Consider the following 16,711-nt stretch of genomic DNA (forward strand, 5'->3'; position numbering starts at 1 on the left):
TTGGTCGAAGCGTTGTCGTTTCCTTCCCGTCATTCGGGAGGCGTATACGAGGATATGGCCAAGCGTCTCCGATGTCATCGCTCGGGACGCCATATTCATGATTCGTGATTCGATATTTCGGATCGATATTCGAAAATGATACCGATTATGAAATTGATGTGCTTACGGCGCCGAGGCTACCGCGGCTCGAATCGCTGGTAGCAGAACACTCCGCGGATATCGCTGTTCGAATCGCGTCGCGCGTCGTTTTGCGTCATCGGTGCGCTGGAGCATGAGTAATGCTTGAACGGACAACGCCTCGCGCTCTTCCGCGAGCAAGCCCGCGGGAAATCGCGACTTGTGGCGATCGGTCGCGCGCAAAGCTTCTTCGCCCTCTCCGCGATTCAATGCCGCACGTGCGACATCGAGCAGCGGCCGCTCTCCCGCCAATTGACGGCTCGAAGGCAAGGTCGCGGTGGAGGACGCGCTCGGCGTCTGCGGTGCGCGCTCGTCGGGGATCTCCAACGCCACGCTCGCCGATGGAGAAGACGTCGGCGCCGGTGGTGCGGCGCGATCGACATAGACGATTTGCGTCGCGGGTGGCGCATCATTCTTTGCGCCGAAGAAAAGGCGCATGCCCAGAGCGCCCGCCACCAAGCCGAGCGCGAAGATCCCCAGCACCGCGGCGATGCGCCCGACGCGCGTGCGCCTGCGCGGGCGCAGCATGGCACCGGACAAGCGGTCTTCTCCGCCGCCGCGCTCCCCATCGTCGAATCCGCCGCCACCGATGGACCGCTCGAGCCGCTCCCACGCGCGCTCCTCGGCGCCCCGCGGCGGACCCTCGGCATGGCGTTCCGAGCGGACCAGACGTGCCAGCGACGGCGTCAAAGGCTTCGGCTCTTTCATCGTCCACCTCGCCGTGCGCCACGCGAACGTTCTGCCGATTGCACGGCGGCCGCAAACTCCTCACGCGCGACACGAAGTCGCGAATACGCCGTATGCAGCGGGACCCCGAGGGAGGCGGCGATCTCGTTCATCGGCACCTCGTCGATCTCGTAAAGGATGAACACCGCGCGGCGATCGAGCGCGATGCCTTCGAGCCCGATCGCTGCGAGCCTTTGATCTTCCGCGCGCTCGAGAAGCTCGTCCGCGGCCGGTCGAGGATCGGCGGATTCGTCACCGTCGAACGACGAACGAAAGCGGATGCGCGCCTGCTTGCGGTAGTCCGACGCAAAGCGAAACGCGAAGGCGAAGAGCCACGGACGGATCGGGCGCGCCGGATCGTAGGTGTCGAAGCGACGATGTACGGCGAGGAAGACCTCGTGCACCACATCGTCCAAATCGGCACTGTCTACGCCGAGGCGTCGCAGCGATGTCCAAACGTAGCGAAATTCAGCCGCAAAAAGGCGCCGGAAAGCATCGTCCCGCGCGTGTGCGACCTCCATCCCTTGGTCTTGGAGGATGCATACGGCTTTTGTCATAGATTCACGAGCAGCCCGAGGAGGACGCTGCCTGTGATGGCCGGCTGCGTGTAAACCGTGCGCCCGTCGATGCGAAATTCGGGGCGGGTCATGGGCATGCCCACCTCGGTGGCGCTGAACAGCGCGAGGGGCCCCGAGAGGTCCAGCTGCACCCCGAGTCGCGCGCCGCCGCTGGCGAAGAACGTCGAGGTGGATCGCGGCCCCACGATGCTGCTGGAGGATCCGCTGAGCATCCCCAACGAGACCACGGGGCACAGGAACGCGGGCCCTGCGTGGAAGCACGGCACGAACGAGCCGAGCACGACATTCGACGAGACTTGCCCTGCCGGCGCAACATCGGTGGAGGTCGCAAGATCGGCGCGCCCCTCGACGGCGACGGAAAAGGTCTTCGCGCGCAGACCGACGAACGCAGACAAGCCGAACGACGCGGCCGGTTCGACACCAAATGCGCCAATGAAGGTCGTTCCCACGAAGGGCCGTGTGCGCGGTGTCGGCGGGGTCACCGGCTCGCGCGGCTCCTCGGCCACAGGCGGCGGTGGCGGGGCTGGAGCCGGTGTGGGAGCCGGCGGAGGCGTGCTGGCCAGGTTGACCACGTTGGCATCTGCGTCGGGGGGCGGTGCCGATCGGGTCAGGCTCAAAGGATCGATGGCGATGCTCACCGTGAGCGCCATTGCCGCCACCACGTCCTCGCAGCGATCCGTGCGCTCGGCGAGGGCGCGGGTGCCGCGCTCGATGCCGTTTTCATCGAGCAGCTCGACCTCGCCGCGGTAGAGCCCCGCGACACGCGTGACCCGGGCCACGATGGTGACCGGCGCCGTGTGCCGAAAGGGCTCGTAGCCCAGGCGCGCGGCCACGGCGGTTCGCAGCGCCTCCTCGTCGGGGCATGCCGTCGCCCCCGCACTGCGCACATAGACGAGGCGCGCCGTCGGATTCGCATGCGCGGACGCACCGAACAGGAAGACCCCGACGCCCAACCACAAGGAAAAAAGCCGCGTGTTGCCCAAGCCGCCCACGAGTATATCGCGACAAGCACTGTGGTAAGGAGCACCAATCATGCTCTTTTCGCGAGCTCTCCTCACGACGGTCAAAGAGGCGCCCGCCGATGCGGCCAATGTGAGTCACCTGCTGCTCACCCGCGCGGGCTTCATCCGGCGCGTGGGCGCCGGCATGTACGACTTTTTGCCGCTCGGCCTTCGTGTGCTTCACAAGATCACACGCATCGTGCGCGAAGAGATGGATCGCGCCGGTGCGCTGGAGGTCCTCATGCCTGCGCTCCTTCCGGCGGAGTATTACAAAGAAAGCGGTCGCTGGGACGGCTTTGGCGATACCCTCTTTCGCCTGAAAGATCGCAAGGGCAGCGATCTTCACCTCGGCCCCACGCACGAAGAAATCGTGACCGACATTGCGCGCCGCGAAATCCGCAGCTACCGCGATATGCCCAAGAATCTTTACCAGATTCAAACCAAATTCCGTGACGAGCCGCGTCCGCGCGGTGGTCTTTTGCGCACACGCGAGTTTCTCATGAAGGATGCCTACTCCTTCGACATTTCGGAGGAGGCGGCGCTCTCGAGCTTCGAGCGCATGCGTGTCGCGTACTGCCGTATTTTCGATCGCATGGGCCTGCAGTACCGCATGGTCGCCGCCGATTCGGGGGCCATGGGCGGCTCGTTGAGCGCCGAATTCCAGGCCCTCGTGGAATCGGGGGAGGATGCCATCGTCGCCTGCGGCACATGCGATTACGCCGCCAATGTCGAAATCGCGACCGCGCAATCATTGCCCTCGCCCGACGGCATTCCGCTGGAGGCGCTGCAACAGGTCCACACTCCCGGCAAAGGCTCCATTGACGATGTGACGGCGTTCCTCGGCATCGGCCCGGGCCAGATGCTCAAGTCGCTCCTCTACGTCGGCCAGCACGGCGAGATCGTCATGGTGGTCGTGCGCGGGGATCACGCGGTGAACGAAGTGCGCTTGGCGCGTGCCCTCGGCGTGGCGGAGGTGTCCCTCGCCGCCGAGGCCGACGTCAAAAATGCGACGGGGGCGGCCGTCGGCTTCGCCGGGCCCACCACCTTCCAGGGGCGCATTTTGGTCGATCGCGCGGCCTCGCACGTGCGCAACGGCGTCGCCGGCGGCAACGAGACCGACTACCACATCATGGGGGTCAACTTCGGGCGCGACTTCACCGGGGACGTCGTCGACGTGCGCCTCGCGGCCACGGGCGATCCCTGTCCGCGCTGCAGCGGTGGAAAGCTTGGCTCGTACCGGGGCATCGAGGCCGGGCACATCTTCGTTTTGGGCACGCACTACGCCACGAAAATGGGGGCCATGTTTAGCGACGAGCGCCAGGAGAACCATCCCATTTGGATGGGCTGTTACGGCATCGGTGTCTCGCGCCTGGTGGCGACGATCCTCGAACAGCACCACGACGACAACGGCATGCGGTGGCCCAAGGCCATCGCGCCCTACGACGTGTACATCGTCACGGTGGGCAAGGATGCGCCGGTGCTCGAGGCGGCGCGCAAACTGCACGATGCGCTCGAAGAAAGCGGCGCCTCCGTGCTTTGGGACGACCGCGACGAGCGCCCCGGTGTGAAGTTCAAAGATGCCGACCTGCTGGGCATTCCGCTGCGCGTCACCCTCGGTGCCAAGGCGCTCGCGGCGGGCCATGTCGAATTGAAGCCGCGGAGCGAGCCCGATCCGAAAAAGGTCGAGCTCATCCCCGTGGCTTCCGCCGTCGAGACGATCCGCGCACGCGTTCGCGGCGCCTGATCATGCGGCCACCTGCGCTGCCGCCGGGACGAGCGCGGCGACGTGGGCGCGGGCCGCGGCCAACGACGTCTCGCGCACCTCGCGCATCGCGAGCCCTTCGGCACGGACGAATTCGATGTCGCGGATGCCCACGAAGCGAAGCACCGTGTCCAGATGCCCCTCGTGCATCTGCACCACGGGCGAGCCTTCGTAGACGCCACCGCGCGTGGCGACCACGTAGGTCTTCTTGTCGGGCACGAGCCCTTCGACGCCGGCGGGGCCGTACTTGAACGTCTTTCCGGCGATGAGAACGTGGTCGATCCACGCTTTGAGCCCGCTCGGAATGGCGAAGTTGTAGAGCGGCGCACCGATGACCACGACGTCGGCCGCTTTGAGCTCGTCGATCAGCGCGTCGATGAGCGACTCTTCGCGCTTCTGCGATTCGCCATCGATGTGCGGCAGAGGATCGCGGGCCAGGTCCCGGTAGGTCACCTGAAGGTCGGGATGACCCGCGCGGTAGCCCTCCACGATGGAGCGGGAGAGCTCGCGGGAGACGGAGGAGGAACCGAGGATGCTGGAATCGAGGTGAAGAAGATTCATGTCCATCATCCTGCACCGGGCACCAAAGCTTCGTTAGATACCCGATTTGGGATAGATTGTTCTATCAATAGGACAATGTACGACCTCAACGATCTCTACTTTTTCGCGCAGGTGGTGCAGCGCGGGAGCTTCACCAAGGCGGCGCGCGCCATCGGTGTTCCCAAGTCGCGCCTCTCGCGGCGGGTGGCGGAGCTCGAGACCCGCCTCGGTGTGCGGCTGCTTCAACGCACCACGCGCCGTCTGTCGCTCACCGACGTGGGGAGCAAGTACTACGAGCAGTGCCAGTCCATGCTCGCCGCTGCCCAAGCCGCCGAGCAAACGGTGGAGAACCTCACCGCGGAGCCGCGTGGCCACCTTCGCGTCACCGCGCCGCTCGGCATCGCGCAGGACGACGTTGGCGTGCATCTGAGCAAGTTCCTGCGCGCGTACCCACGCATCCGCATGGAGCTCGTCACCACCAACCGTCGCATCGATCTCGTCGAGGAAGGCGTCGACGTCGCGCTGCGTGTCCGCCCGCGCGCCGAGGAAGATCCGCACTTGGTCACGCGCCACCTGCGCATCTCCCGCGCGTTGGTCGTGGCCTCACCCGCGTTCCTGAAACGATACCCGGGTATCGAAGAGCCAGAAGACCTACGCGAGGTGCCGGCCCTCGGCTTCGGCACGCGCATGACCACCCTGCACTGGGTGCAGACCGGCCCGGGCGGCGCGCAGTCCACGGTGGAGATCGCGCCGTACTTCTTTTCCGACGACTTCATCGTGTTGAAGTACTTGGCCCTCGATGGCCTCGGCGTGACCTTGCTGCCCGAGGTGAACTGCAGGCAAGAACTCGCGCGGGGGCAGCTCGTGCAGGTCCTGCCGGAGTGGCAGTCCGACACGGGCATCCTGCACGTGGTCTACCCCACGACCCGCGGCCTCTCCCCCACCGTGCGCGCGTTCATCGACTTTCTGGTGAAGACCCTCGGAGAGACTCACAAGCCTTTGCAGCCCAAGGCCTGACGCCGCTCCTTGGCCGTGTGGGCCGAGCTCGAACGCGGCTTCGCCTCGCCCCAGCGTTGAACGACCACGCCGTAGGCTTTGCATGCGCCGTCCTTGTCGCCGGTGTGTTCCTTCGCGTCGCCGAGCCACAGATGGGCGCGCGTGTTCATGAAGGGTTGCTCCAGGACGTGGCAGCTTCGGGTCATCGGCTCGAAGAGGGGCACGGCCTCGGCGTGTTCGCCGACCAACTGCCCCACGTGCCCTTGCAGCGTGTCCGTGAGAAGGGTCAACGTGGCCGGCTGCTCGAGCGAGCCCGCGAGGGGAACGGGCGGCGGGCGCAAGCTCCAGGCCTCCGCCGCCATCTCGCGCGTCTCGGTTGCCTCGCCCCATCGAAGCGCCCACGCCTGGCGCTTGTCCAAGGTGGAAAGCGCGCCCTTTTCCCAGGCGTCGGTCAAGGTTCGCCAGCGCTCGCGCGGCATTCGGCCTTGCCGCAGCAAGGTGCCGTACATCATCGGATCGTAGGGCATGGCGCTCCAGAAGCCCTCCGTCCAGGCGTCCTTGCGCCGCAAGAATTGCTCGGCCGCCTCCGCCGCCTGCGCGGGGCGCCCCGTCTCGGTGTAGAGCTCCACCTGCATCGCGGCGGCGCGCGCGTGGTCGAACAAGGTCGCCGAGTCCTCGATGCGGGCGACAAACTCGGCGACGAGCTTTTCCAGGTTGAGAAAATCGCCCCGCAACGCGGCGAGCGACGCTCGGTGGAAGACGTAGAGCGCATCGCGGCTCTCTTCGTGCGTGTTGTTGCGCCAATGCTGGAGCGCGGTCTCCACCGTCTCCGCCGGCGCACCCTCCGAGGCGAGCGCGTTCGCGAGGTGGCGGTACGCGCCCGAACTGCGCGGCACATTGGTGATCCATTGCCGCGCCGAGGTGACGGCCTCGCCGCATTGCCCGCGCGCGCTCAAGATGCGGATGCGATCGAGCAGGCACTCGCCCGAGCCCGGCGCCACGCGCATGCACTGATCGAGCGCGTTCATCGCCTCGTCCGCACGCCCGAGGCGCAGAAGCGCGCCCGCTTCCTGCTGCCACGCCTCGCCGTACTTCGGATCGACGGCGATGGCCCTTCGCGCGAAATCGATGGTGCGCTCCAGCGCCAACGCGTCCAGCGCAAGAAAGGTATGCGCCATGGCCGCGAGGGTGAGCATCTGCGCATCGCGCGGGTAGCGATCTACGGCCGCATCGAAGCGGCGCGCCGCCTCCTCGCGGTTCGCCGGCTCCTGCCCCACGAGCGGAGCCCAGGCATCGAGCAGCACGCGATCGCGCTCGCTCAATGAATCGCGCATGGACATGACGCGACGGAACTGCTCGCGTTCTTTCGTCACGGTGTAGCGGAAATACGCGGTGACGAGCAGCTGCAGCTGCACCTCGGGGCACATGGGATCGGCCGCCGCGGCTTGCTCGAAGGCCGGGCGCGCGAGCTCCCAGGTGGCCTCGCGCTGGGCGGCCAAGCCTTCGCGGTAGCGGATCTCCGCCGTCTTGTTGCACGAAGGCGAAAGCGGCAGCGCGGTCACCGGCATGTCCGAGGCCGGCGTTTTCGGCGGCGGCCCGAGCACCGGTGGCGGAGGAGCCTCGTGGGGCGACCGAAGTGAGAGCGCGCCGCCCGCCGCCCCGACGACCGCGAGTGCGACGACCCACGTGCGGGGTGAACGCAGCCTCGGGCGCCGCCATTTTGGCTTGGCCGTGGTCTCGGGCGGCCGGACTCCGAGCAGCCGCGGATCGACCAGCTGGGCATCGGCCGTCGCCGTTTGCAGGGGCTCCGCGGCCCCTGCCGCCTGATTCAACGCCGCGGCGATGTCGCCCATCGAGGGGTAGCGATCCTCGGCGCGCTTGGCCAGGGCGCGGTCGATGACCTGCGCCAGCTCGAAGGGGACGTTCGACAGAGGCTTCGCCACCACCCGGAGCACGGCCGTGGCCAGGGCCGTGGTTCCCCGCGACTCGGGCCATGGCATCTGGCCGCTGAACAGCTCGTAGGCCACCACGCCCCACGCGAATTGATCGGCGCGCCCGTCGAACGACTCGCCGCGGATCTGCTCGGGGGCCATGTAGCCCGGTGTCCCCACGACGGTGGAGCCCGAGGTGCCGACCCCGCCACCCTCCGACCAGGACGCGTGCGTCGAGCGCGCGATGCCGAAATCGAGCACCTTCGCACTGCCGGTGTCGTCGCGGATCATCACGTTGTCGGGCTTCACGTCCCGGTGGACAAGGCCCTTGGCATGCGCCGCGGCCAGCGCCTCCGCCACCTCGGTCATCCACCGCAGCTTGGTGGGGAAGGGGAGCGCGGCGCCGATGAACTCGCGCAAAGGCCGCCCCTCGACGTACTCCATCGCGATGAACGGGATGCCTTCGCGCACCCCCACGTCGTGAATGGCCACCACGTGGGGATGGTTCAACGCCGCCGCCGCCCGGGCCTCGTGCAGGATGCGGGCGGAGGGGGCGTCTGCGGATTCCTGTTCGTCCTTGCGGAGCACCTTGAGGGCTACGCGTCGCTGCAGGCGCAGATCGAAGGCGCGAAACAGCTCCCCCATGCCCCCCGAGGCGATGCGCTCCTCCAGCGCATAGCGCGCACCGAACACGATGCCCGGCTGCAAGGCGATCTCCGGGCGATCTCCAGCGGCCGCCGTGATATCCGTCTCGCTAGGGGCGTCGCTGTGCATCCTCGATTTTCGATCATACAACACCTTCGGTTCGTGTACGTCGTTGCGGCGAGCGTGGTCCTCCATGCGAGCTCGGCGCACGCAGACACGGTGCCGGCCATCACCAGCAGCGATTACGGGCTTGACCTCTTTCAAGGGCCCGTAACCACGGCCAGTCGGGTCATCGGAATGGGCGGCGCATATACTGCGCTCGCGGAGTGGTGCGAGGGCGAATACTCCAACGCCGCATCCCCCGCCGTTCGCGCCCCCTACAGCGTAGGAAAACGAGAACTCGACATATGCTTCGGCTTCACCAACCCCGGCGCCTTCTCGGGAAACGACTTCGAAAATCGAGGCGCGCAGTTCTCCTCGTTGCCAACCCGTTTCACCAATGCCACGACGTTCAATTTGGGCCTTCAACTTCAATATGGCCCATTCGGGGGGACCGTCGTTTACGACCAATTGCACGTCGGGCTCGAACAATCGGGGGGTAAAAGCGACATCTCTGCCGTCATCGAGCGTGTGACCGGCTCGCTCGCGAGTTCCTTCTCGAACGATCAGCTCTTGTTCGGTGTGGGATTCCGCACGGTGGCCTTCAACTTGAACCAGGCCACCGGCGATGGGAACGTGGTCGGCGGCAACGAAACGACCCTGGTCTCGCGCACGGGGGCGGGCACCCAGTTCGGCATGATCTGGAAGCCGCGGACCTTGCCCTTCCGTTTCGGTGCGACCTGGCGCTCGGAGCTCGTGGTGCGCGAAATCCAGGGCATCACCCAGCTCCCCGACGGTTCCCAAGTGGCGGGCGGGCGCATCCTGCCGAGCCATCTGACCGTGCCTTGGGAGATCGAAATCGGCACCGCGCTCGAGCTCGGGCGGCGGCCGCTCAATCCTCCGCGGGTGGGCGACGCCGTGCTCGAGGAGCAGGTGCGCGCCCGTTACGACGAGCGCCGGCTCGCGCGGGCCACTGCCTACGCGGCGGAAATCGCCCAGGCCCCGGAAGCGATGCGCGAGCGTGTGCGCCGCGGTCTGGAGTTGCGCGAGCTTCATCTGCAGAACGAGGAGGAGGCGGCCATCGGGCGCGAGATCGAGGGCTTTCTCCGCGCGGAAAAGGCGCAAGCGGCACTCTGGGATCGCCATCAGATGCTGCTTTTGGCGAGCGTGCTCGTGACGGGCCCGGCACCCAACTCGGTGGGTATCGCGGACTTCGTGGCCCAGCGACATGCCTCGTCCGGAGAGAACACCGTGCTCTCCGTGCGCCTTGGCTACGAGACGGAGGTCATTCGCAACTGGCTCACCGTCCGCGGTGGCACCTACCTCGAGCCAACGCGCTTCGTGGACAGCTCACCACGCGCCCATTTCACCTTGGGCACGGACATCCGCCTCTTCCGCTTCAACCCCTTGGGCATCTTCGGCGACGACCCCTGGCGCCTCCGCCTCGCCGCCGACCTCGCCCCCCGCTATTTCAACTGGGCATTCGCGTTTGGGAAATACCATTAGAGAGTTCACAGGAAGACGGGAAGACGGGAAGGTTGAGAGGGTTTTCCGTTCGTCACGGTTTCCGACAATCAAAAAAAACTTCCCGTCTTCCCGTCTTCCTGTGAACTCTCTCTCTCATCTCGATCGTGCGATGGCCTCCACGATGTGTTCGCAGAGTTCGTGCGTGCGTAAGGCATCGCGGGCCGAGAGGATGGTGCCCGAGCGCACGGCATCGAGGAAGATTTGGCAGGCTTGTTCGAGGCCGCGCTGCCTGGATACCGGGACCCACTCGCCGCGCCGGTGCATCGTGGGGTGGCGGTCGTGGTCGACGACGTCGGCGATTTGAAGCACCTGACGCTTCGCATCTGCGCCGGAGACTTCGAGGACTTCCTCGGTGGAGCCGCTGACCCGATTCTGTACACCCAGCGCGGTGAAGCCTGCGCCGGAGAGGGTGAGGACGACGTGCTCGAGCCGTCCTTCGTGAACGCGCGCACGCACGTCGACGTGTTCCACTTCGCCCGGCGCGAAAAAGCGCAGCGTATCGACCACGTGAACGAAGTCGTCGAAGATGGCCGTGCGCACGTTCTCCGCGCAGCCGCGCCGGTGTTTCTGAAACACCACGAGATCCCGCGGCCGCTGTCGCGCTTCCACGTAGGCCGGGGCGTAGCGGCGATTGAATCCTACGAAGAGCGATAAGCCGCTCTTCTCGGCCAATTCGACCAAATGGCGTGAACCCTCCAGCGTGTAGTCGAGCGGCTTGTCGACGTAGACGTGCACGCCCGCCTGGAGCAATCGCGCCACGATTGGCACGTGCTGATCGGTGGATGCGTGCACGAACGCGGCCTGCAGACCGCTATTAACGAGGGCCTCCAAATCCGTGTAGCGGTGTGCGATTCGGTAAGCCGCGCCAATGCGGTCCAATTTGGACGCGTCGCGGGTCATCAGCCGTACGTCGAGCCCCGGCAGCGCCGTGAGAACCGGCAGATACGCCTTCTGGGCGATGTCGCCCAGCCCAATGATGCCAACCGCCAAGGTGTCGCGTTCGGTCGTGTTCATTTCGTGTGATCCGGGACTACACCATCCGGACATTCCAAGGAATCAGTAGGGCATGAGGCTTCCTTAGCTTTTTCGTGGGTGAATTCATGATGTCGCTGGCGCGATTGGTAGGGATCGCTTCGATTGGCACCGCGTGCCTGGTCGGGTGCTCCAGAGGGTACGGGCTGAACGGTTCTCCGCTGGCGAATGCCGGGGCACCTCAGACCGTGCCGCTTGGTTCGACCGTCACGCTCGATGGTTCCCGCAGTTGGGATCCGGACGGCGACGACATCTTCTTCTTCTGGAGCGTGGCCAAGGAGCCCGCAGGCAGCTCGCTTGGCGAAATTCGAGAGACGACCCCGACGGTGAAGATCCATCCCGCGGTGGCGGGCGAATACGAGATTCAGCTCGTCGTGACCGATTATCGCAATTCCGCCGTCGGTATTTCAGAAGTGAAAATTACGGTTACCTAAGCTTGGCTTCATTTTATCCGATCGCAAATCGGATATCGCGACATGTACCGGGGGACACTTGCTCTTCTTTGGAGGCATCAAAAAAATGACGACTTATTTTGGTAAGGTTGCTGCTTGTGCATTGCTTGGAACCTTGGTTTTGGCCGGATGCAGCAACGACGACGACGACAATAAGGCGCCCGTCGCCAACGCCGGGACGGCGCAATCGGTCAAAGTGAATCAGAAGGTCACGCTCGACGGCTCGAAGAGCAAAGATCCGGACGGCGACAAACTCACGTTCAAGTGGGCAGTCACCAAGCAGCCGCAGGGGAGCACGCTCAAGATCGAGGAGACGACGGACAAGCCGAGTCTCATGCCGGCCGTTCCCGGCGAATACGAGATCGAGCTGACCGTGAACGATGGCCAGGCTTCGGCGAAGGCGTCGGTGAAGGTCACCGCGTCGGCCGAAAGCCAGAATGGGAAGCCGACGTCCAGGGCCACCGGCCCCTCCAAGGTGCTCGTGGGCGCCAACGTGGCGCTCGATGGCTCGCAGAGCTCCGATCCGGATCAGGGCGACACGCTGACCTACAAATGGAACCTGGGGAAGCCCCCGAGCAGCACCGCGGCGCTCTCTGCGGCGAACGTGGCCAAGCCGACGTTCAAGGCCGATCTGGCCGGTGAATACATCGCTTCGCTCATCGTGAACGACAGCAAAGCGGACAGCACTGGGGTCGAGGTCAAGGTCAAGGCGGTGGCCACCAACGCGAAGCCGGTGGCCAATGCGGGCACCGCGCAAAACGTGGCCGTGGCCGCGACGGTCACGCTCGACGGCAGCGCGAGCACCGATTCCGACGCGGGCGATGTGCTGACCTACAAGTGGACCGTCAAGTCCAAGCCGGCCAGCAGCGCCGCGGCCTTGAACGACGCCACCGCGAAGAAGCCGACCTTCACGGCCGACAAGGCGGGCGAATACGAGTTCGAGCTCGTGGTGAACGACGAACTCGAAAATAGCGCGCCCGTCACGGTGAAGGTCACCGCGCAGTAGTCGTCTATCCGCCGCCGAGCACGTGCTCGTGCGAGGCTCGAACGAGAAGGCGGGCGCGCTCGACGTCGGCGACGAGACGCCCGCCCCGCTTGAGGACGCGCCCGGCCACGAACACCGTGTCGACGTTGCCGGGATGCGCGGCGAGCACGATGGCGTCGGCCGGAGAGCTCACCGGGGCGAGGTTGACGTCGGTCGCGCGGAGCAAGACGATGTCCGCGGCTTTGCCCGGCGTCAGCGAGCCTGTGCGGCGATCCAACCCGGTGGCGCGCGCACCCTCGAGCGTGGCCCATCGTAGAACGTCGCGCGCCGACACCGCCGGAAGGCGCGCATCGCGGCGATGCATGGCGAAGGCGGTGCGCATCGGCGTGAACATGTCGCTGGCCGCGGCGGTTTCGCTGTCGACGCTCAAGCTCGCGGTAAGGCCAGCCGCCAGCATGCGCCCGAGGGTCGGCGCGGCGAGCCCGCTCATTCCGAGCTCGATTTGCGGGGAAACCGAGACGGTGACGCCGTGATCGGCCAGGAGCCGCAACCCCTCGTCCGTGGCCCCCGCCGCATGGACCGCGGTGATGTCGGGACCGAGCAAGCGTGCCGCGTGCATCCGCTCGATGCCGCGATTTTCCGGACCCGGTTCCCCACCTCCCACGTGCACGGTGATGCGCAACCCAAGCTCGCGCGCGAGCCCGAAGTCATCGACCGTGGCGGCGTCGCTGCTGAAGTCTGGGCCGCTCGCGGCCATGGCCAAGGTGACCAAGCCATCGTCGCTGGTGAACCTCTCGCGGCGCAGCCTCCGAATGTCCGCCGGGTGCCGTCGCCCCGCGGGATCGACCCCGGGCGGCAGCTCGGTGAACGCGGGACCGTGGCCAAAGATGGCGCGAAGCCCCGACTCGGTGAGCGCGGCGATGGCCGCGTCGGCGTGGGCGGGCGTATTCTGGATGTGCGACCAGTCGAGCAGCGTGGTGATCCCGCTGTCGATGGCCGAGAGTGCACCCAACAGCGTGCCGGCGTACACATCCTCCGGACGCGTGCGCCGTCCGGTCGCGAACAGTGCCTGCGTGACGTAGTCCTGAAGCGACCAGTCTCCGCCACGGTGCCGGAGGGTCGTCTGCCACGTATGCCGATGGGTGTCGACGAAGCCCGGGAGCACCAGCATGCCGGCTGCGTCGAGCACCTCCGCACCGTCGGCCTCGAGCACGGGCGCGATGGCGGCGATCGCTCCGTTTTCAATGAGAAGATCGCCGCGCGGAAGGTCGGCCGCACGTTCGTCGGGGCGGACGATCCAGCCGCCGCGGATGAGGGTTCGTTGCGTCATGATAGAAACCCCGCAGTGTAAAGGATGAATGAAAGCTTTCTGAAAAGCTTTTTATCAAATAGATCCGGCCCGCGCCCTCGTCAAGCCGTGCCCGGCGTGGTTAGCCCGAGCGATCTCGGCAATGATGCCGCGGAGCCAGCTCTGGGCGGGGTGTGCATCGTTGCGTCGGTGCCATGCGAGGACGAAGGTCGTGATCGGCAGGGCGAGCGGTGGTTCGAAGACGCGGAGCGGAAAGCCGTGGAAGGAGTGCTCCACCACGCCTTTCATGAGCGTGGCGATCAGGTTGGAGGAGGCCACGATGCTCGGCGCCGCGAACATGTGCGGCAGGGAAATGCCCAATCGCCGCGATAGCCCGAGTTCGGCGAGCTTTTCATCGACGTGGCCGCGCCGGTCTCCCTCGGGGGAGACCAACAAATGCGGAAACGTGAGGAAGCGTTTCAACGTCACCTTCTTGGCCAGCAGGGGGTGACCCTCCCGCACGACGCTCACGAAACGCTCCGGATAAAGCGGCTGGCTGAGAATGCTGGCCCCCCAACGCGCCGGAACGCCTACCGCCGCGTGCGCCGCCCCGCTTTCGAGGAGCTCTTCGGCCTGCTGCCGATCGGTGAAGCCTCGGACGTGCAGCACCACCCCCGGAGCCTCCGCCTCGATGCGTCGCATGAGACGCGGCAAGAGCACGAACGCCGGATGGTCGGACAACGCGAGGGTAAACGTCGCCGTCGAAGCTGCGGGCTCGAAGGTCTGCGTGAAGTCGAGTGTGCGCTGGATCTGCGCGAGGGCGTCGGACAGCGGCACGCTCAGATCGAGCGCCCGCGGCGTGGGCTGCAGCCCCGTTGGACTGCGGACGAAGAGCTCGTCGTGAAAGAGCGCGCGCAGTCGGGCGAGCGCGGCGCTCATGGCGGGCTGGGTTCGACCGATCCGCGCCCCCGCCCGCGTGACATTTCGTTCGGCCATGAGCGCGTCGAACGCAACGAGCAGGTTCAAATCGATGCCATGCATATCCATGTCGTGGATGTGCGAGCATATCAATTATCGATTGGGAAGATGATCGGGCCGTACCTAGCTTCCTTCGTGTCGGGCACGGAAAACCGACCTTGAACAGGAGCTACTGGAGCCATGAACGCATTGCGTGCAAACCCGGCCGTTGCCCTTCTCGTTCTTCGCGTGGGGCTGGGCCTGAGTCTTTTCCTTCGACATGGCGTGGAGAAGCTCACCGGCTTCTCCGAGATGGCCACTCGCTTTCCCGACCCTTTTCACATGGGGCGCGTGCCAAGCCTGGTCATCGCACTCTTGTCGGATGCCGTGGCTTCGTTGCTCATCGTTTCCGGGGCGGGAACGCGGTTCGCCGCAGCCTACGTGGCAGGCAACGTCGCGGTGGCGTGGCTCTTCGTGCACCACCTGGAGTTCTTCGGGCCCCAGGCCGAGCACGGAGAGCTCTGCGCCCTCTACGTCTGCGGTGCGCTGACCATCGCCCTCGCGGGCGCCGGCCCGTACAGCGTCGATGCGATGCTGCGCCGTCGCGCCGGCGCAACCGAGGGGTTGGCTGCAAACGCCACGACGCTCTCTCGGAGGAGTGGGGCGGCGGAGCCCCCCACAACCTATTGAATACTGTCTGGCGGAGAGAAGGGGATTCGAACCCCTGGTACCCTTGCGGGCACACCTGATTTCGAATCAGGCACCTTCGGCCTCTCGGTCATCTCTCCGCCGGCCACATTCGTCGATTCACCAAGGCATTGTCAAGGCTCTACAGCGCTCGTGTGTGCAAGATGTCTTCGGCGCTGCTGGCGATGGTCTCGGCGAGGCGGTCGATGGGCAGGTCGTTGGGGTCGTCCCCGAAGGGATCCTCGATTTCCACGCCGATCTCGTCGATGCCGATGAGGGCGAAGGCCAGGATGGCGCTGGCCGCCGGCGTGTACCACCTCGTCGCGTCCGCCATGGCAAAAGGAACCGTGACGGTGAAGAGCAACACCGCCAGTTTAATGTGCTGGGCGTACGCGAATGGAATGGGGGTGCGGACGATGCGTTCGCACCCGCCGAGGGCATCGAGGAGCGCGGTGATGTTCGGATCCAGCAGCAGGACGTGATGCGGTGCGAGCACGCCGCGGCGGCCGAGGTCCTCGATGCGCTGCGAAAGGAATGTGGCCACCACGGGCGCGCGCGCCTTTTTCGGCTCCAGGATGGCCCGCTCTTCGGGGGTGAGCCGGTCGCCCAGGGCAGCCAGGTCGCGCTGGGAGCGCAGGCTTTGCACCGCAAGCGCGAAGAACGCGCTCAGGTAGCGTTGGACGTCGTCGACCACGCGCTGCACCTCTGGCTCCTGACGGCTGCCCGCGAAAGCCGCCATCTGGCGTGCCAGATCCCGCGATCGATTGACCATGATGCCGAGCAGCTTTCGCCCTTCCCAGTAGCGGTCGTAGGAAGCATTGGTCCGAAAGACCAAGAGCAACCCGAGCGCGACGCCGATCAGGGTGTGGGCAATCGCCGGGATCTTGAACCCGACGCTGGCGTTGAGCCCCGCGGCCAAGAAGCCGACGACGCCCACGATGAGCACACGACCGAGAAGCCGTGGGCCGATGGTCCCGCGAAAGCGGAAAGCAACCGCGAGCCAGTTTTTCGCCTCGTAGTCGATCACGCTCGAGCGTTGCGTTGAACGGCGCGCCTCTGTCAAGAGAGTGTAAGCGAGCTCATCTTCACGTGGTGGTGAAAGGTGGCGTTGCCATTGCGCGATCACTGGACGCGATCATGTTCGCCTTCTCGTAAACGCCATTCATCGTTCGCGATTGTCACATATCCGATTTGGAAATGTGGTCATTGTGACAGCCCCACGCTGTGCACTCCGAATACACAGCTTGAAGGACATCTCGTTTCGCCCTACCTCGGGTCGAATGGCTCGGCATCGCGCGGTGCACGAATTCAATCCACCGGAAACTACA

15 protein-coding genes and 1 tRNA gene are annotated in these 16,711 nt (G+C 65.7%); 6 read left to right on the forward strand and 10 right to left on the reverse strand.

Annotated elements, in window-relative coordinates:
* Nucleotides 1-162: 162 nt before the first annotated feature.
* The 3 genes from LVJ94_53020 to LVJ94_53030 are packed head-to-tail and all read right to left on the reverse strand — an operon-like array spanning nucleotide 163 to nucleotide 2,515.
* Nucleotides 163-885 carry a hypothetical protein gene (locus tag LVJ94_53020; GenBank protein WXB05607.1) on the reverse strand — a complete coding sequence of 241 codons (723 nt, stop codon included), beginning with the start codon at nucleotides 883-885 and terminating at the stop codon, nucleotides 163-165.
* Nucleotides 882-1,460: a sigma-70 family RNA polymerase sigma factor gene (locus LVJ94_53025; protein ID WXB05608.1), complete on the reverse strand. Its 579-nt coding sequence runs from the start codon at nucleotides 1,458-1,460 to the stop codon at nucleotides 882-884. The genes LVJ94_53020 and LVJ94_53025 overlap by 4 nt, the downstream gene beginning before the upstream one ends.
* Complete coding sequence (locus tag LVJ94_53030) at nucleotides 1,457-2,515, reverse strand: hypothetical protein (GenBank protein WXB05609.1); 1,059 nt, start codon at nucleotides 2,513-2,515, stop codon at nucleotides 1,457-1,459. The genes LVJ94_53025 and LVJ94_53030 overlap by 4 nt, the downstream gene beginning before the upstream one ends.
* On the opposite strand from LVJ94_53030, the gene LVJ94_53035 reads away from it, so the two are divergent.
* Complete coding sequence (locus LVJ94_53035; GenBank protein WXB05610.1) at nucleotides 2,514-4,226, forward strand: proline--tRNA ligase; 1,713 nt, start codon at nucleotides 2,514-2,516, stop codon at nucleotides 4,224-4,226. The two genes, LVJ94_53030 and LVJ94_53035, sit on opposite strands and share 2 nt — an antisense overlap.
* Here the strand turns inward: LVJ94_53035 and LVJ94_53040 are convergent, their stop codons facing one another.
* On the reverse strand, nucleotides 4,227-4,805 hold the full coding sequence (locus LVJ94_53040) for an NAD(P)H-dependent oxidoreductase (GenBank protein ID WXB05611.1): 579 nt from the start codon (nucleotides 4,803-4,805) through the stop codon (nucleotides 4,227-4,229).
* A gap of 75 nt (nucleotides 4,806-4,880) precedes the next feature.
* Here LVJ94_53040 and LVJ94_53045 point away from each other — a divergent pair, with 75 nt between their 5' ends.
* Nucleotides 4,881-5,801: a LysR substrate-binding domain-containing protein gene (locus tag LVJ94_53045; protein WXB05612.1), complete on the forward strand. Its 921-nt coding sequence runs from the start codon at nucleotides 4,881-4,883 to the stop codon at nucleotides 5,799-5,801.
* Here the strand turns inward: LVJ94_53045 and LVJ94_53050 are convergent.
* Nucleotides 5,774-8,485 carry a protein kinase gene (locus LVJ94_53050; protein ID WXB05613.1) on the reverse strand — a complete coding sequence of 904 codons (2,712 nt, stop codon included), beginning with the start codon at nucleotides 8,483-8,485 and terminating at the stop codon, nucleotides 5,774-5,776. The two genes, LVJ94_53045 and LVJ94_53050, sit on opposite strands and share 28 nt — an antisense overlap.
* A 33-nt stretch (nucleotides 8,486-8,518) precedes the next feature.
* Between LVJ94_53050 and LVJ94_53055 the strand changes: the two genes are divergently transcribed.
* Nucleotides 8,519-9,961, forward strand: coding sequence for a hypothetical protein (locus tag LVJ94_53055; protein ID WXB05614.1), 1,443 nt, complete (start codon nucleotides 8,519-8,521; stop codon nucleotides 9,959-9,961).
* A gap of 114 nt (nucleotides 9,962-10,075) precedes the next feature.
* On the opposite strand, the gene LVJ94_53060 is transcribed toward LVJ94_53055, so the two are convergent.
* Entirely contained in the window at nucleotides 10,076-10,996 is a 921-nt protein-coding gene (locus tag LVJ94_53060) for a Gfo/Idh/MocA family oxidoreductase (protein ID WXB05615.1), read from the reverse strand.
* 86 nt (nucleotides 10,997-11,082) lie between these two features.
* Between LVJ94_53060 and LVJ94_53065 the strand changes: the two genes are divergently transcribed.
* Together LVJ94_53065 and LVJ94_53070 are read left to right on the forward strand one after the other, a co-directional pair.
* Nucleotides 11,083-11,448, forward strand: a complete 366-nt coding sequence (locus LVJ94_53065; protein WXB05616.1) for a PKD domain-containing protein — start codon at nucleotides 11,083-11,085, stop codon at nucleotides 11,446-11,448.
* 85 nt (nucleotides 11,449-11,533) lie between these two features.
* Nucleotides 11,534-12,472 carry a PKD domain-containing protein gene (locus LVJ94_53070; GenBank protein ID WXB05617.1) on the forward strand — a complete coding sequence of 313 codons (939 nt, stop codon included), beginning with the start codon at nucleotides 11,534-11,536 and terminating at the stop codon, nucleotides 12,470-12,472.
* A 4-nt stretch (nucleotides 12,473-12,476) separates the two neighbouring features.
* Here the strand turns inward: LVJ94_53070 and LVJ94_53075 are convergent, their stop codons facing one another.
* Both LVJ94_53075 and LVJ94_53080 read right to left on the reverse strand, forming a co-directional pair.
* Entirely contained in the window at nucleotides 12,477-13,781 is a 1,305-nt protein-coding gene (locus LVJ94_53075; protein ID WXB05618.1) for an amidohydrolase family protein, read from the reverse strand.
* A gap of 54 nt (nucleotides 13,782-13,835) precedes the next feature.
* Nucleotides 13,836-14,786, reverse strand: coding sequence for a LysR family transcriptional regulator (locus tag LVJ94_53080; protein ID WXB05619.1), 951 nt, complete (start codon nucleotides 14,784-14,786; stop codon nucleotides 13,836-13,838).
* 111 nt (nucleotides 14,787-14,897) lie between these two features.
* Here LVJ94_53080 and LVJ94_53085 point away from each other — a divergent pair, with 111 nt between their 5' ends.
* Nucleotides 14,898-15,386 (forward strand): DoxX family protein, encoded by a 489-nt coding sequence (locus LVJ94_53085; protein ID WXB05620.1) that lies wholly within the window; start codon nucleotides 14,898-14,900, stop codon nucleotides 15,384-15,386.
* Nucleotides 15,387-15,394: 8 nt separating this feature from the next.
* Here the strand turns inward: LVJ94_53085 and LVJ94_53090 are convergent.
* Both LVJ94_53090 and LVJ94_53095 read right to left on the reverse strand, forming a co-directional pair.
* Nucleotides 15,395-15,484: transfer RNA gene (locus LVJ94_53090), tRNA-Ser, on the reverse strand.
* A 41-nt stretch (nucleotides 15,485-15,525) separates the two neighbouring features.
* Nucleotides 15,526-16,410: a bestrophin family protein gene (locus tag LVJ94_53095; protein ID WXB05621.1), complete on the reverse strand. Its 885-nt coding sequence runs from the start codon at nucleotides 16,408-16,410 to the stop codon at nucleotides 15,526-15,528.
* Nucleotides 16,411-16,711 lie beyond the last annotated feature (301 nt).

The sequence above is a fragment of the Sorangiineae bacterium MSr11367 genome, from assembly GCA_037157805.1.
GTDB lineage: Bacteria > Myxococcota_A > Polyangia > Polyangiales > Polyangiaceae > Pendulispora > Pendulispora rubella.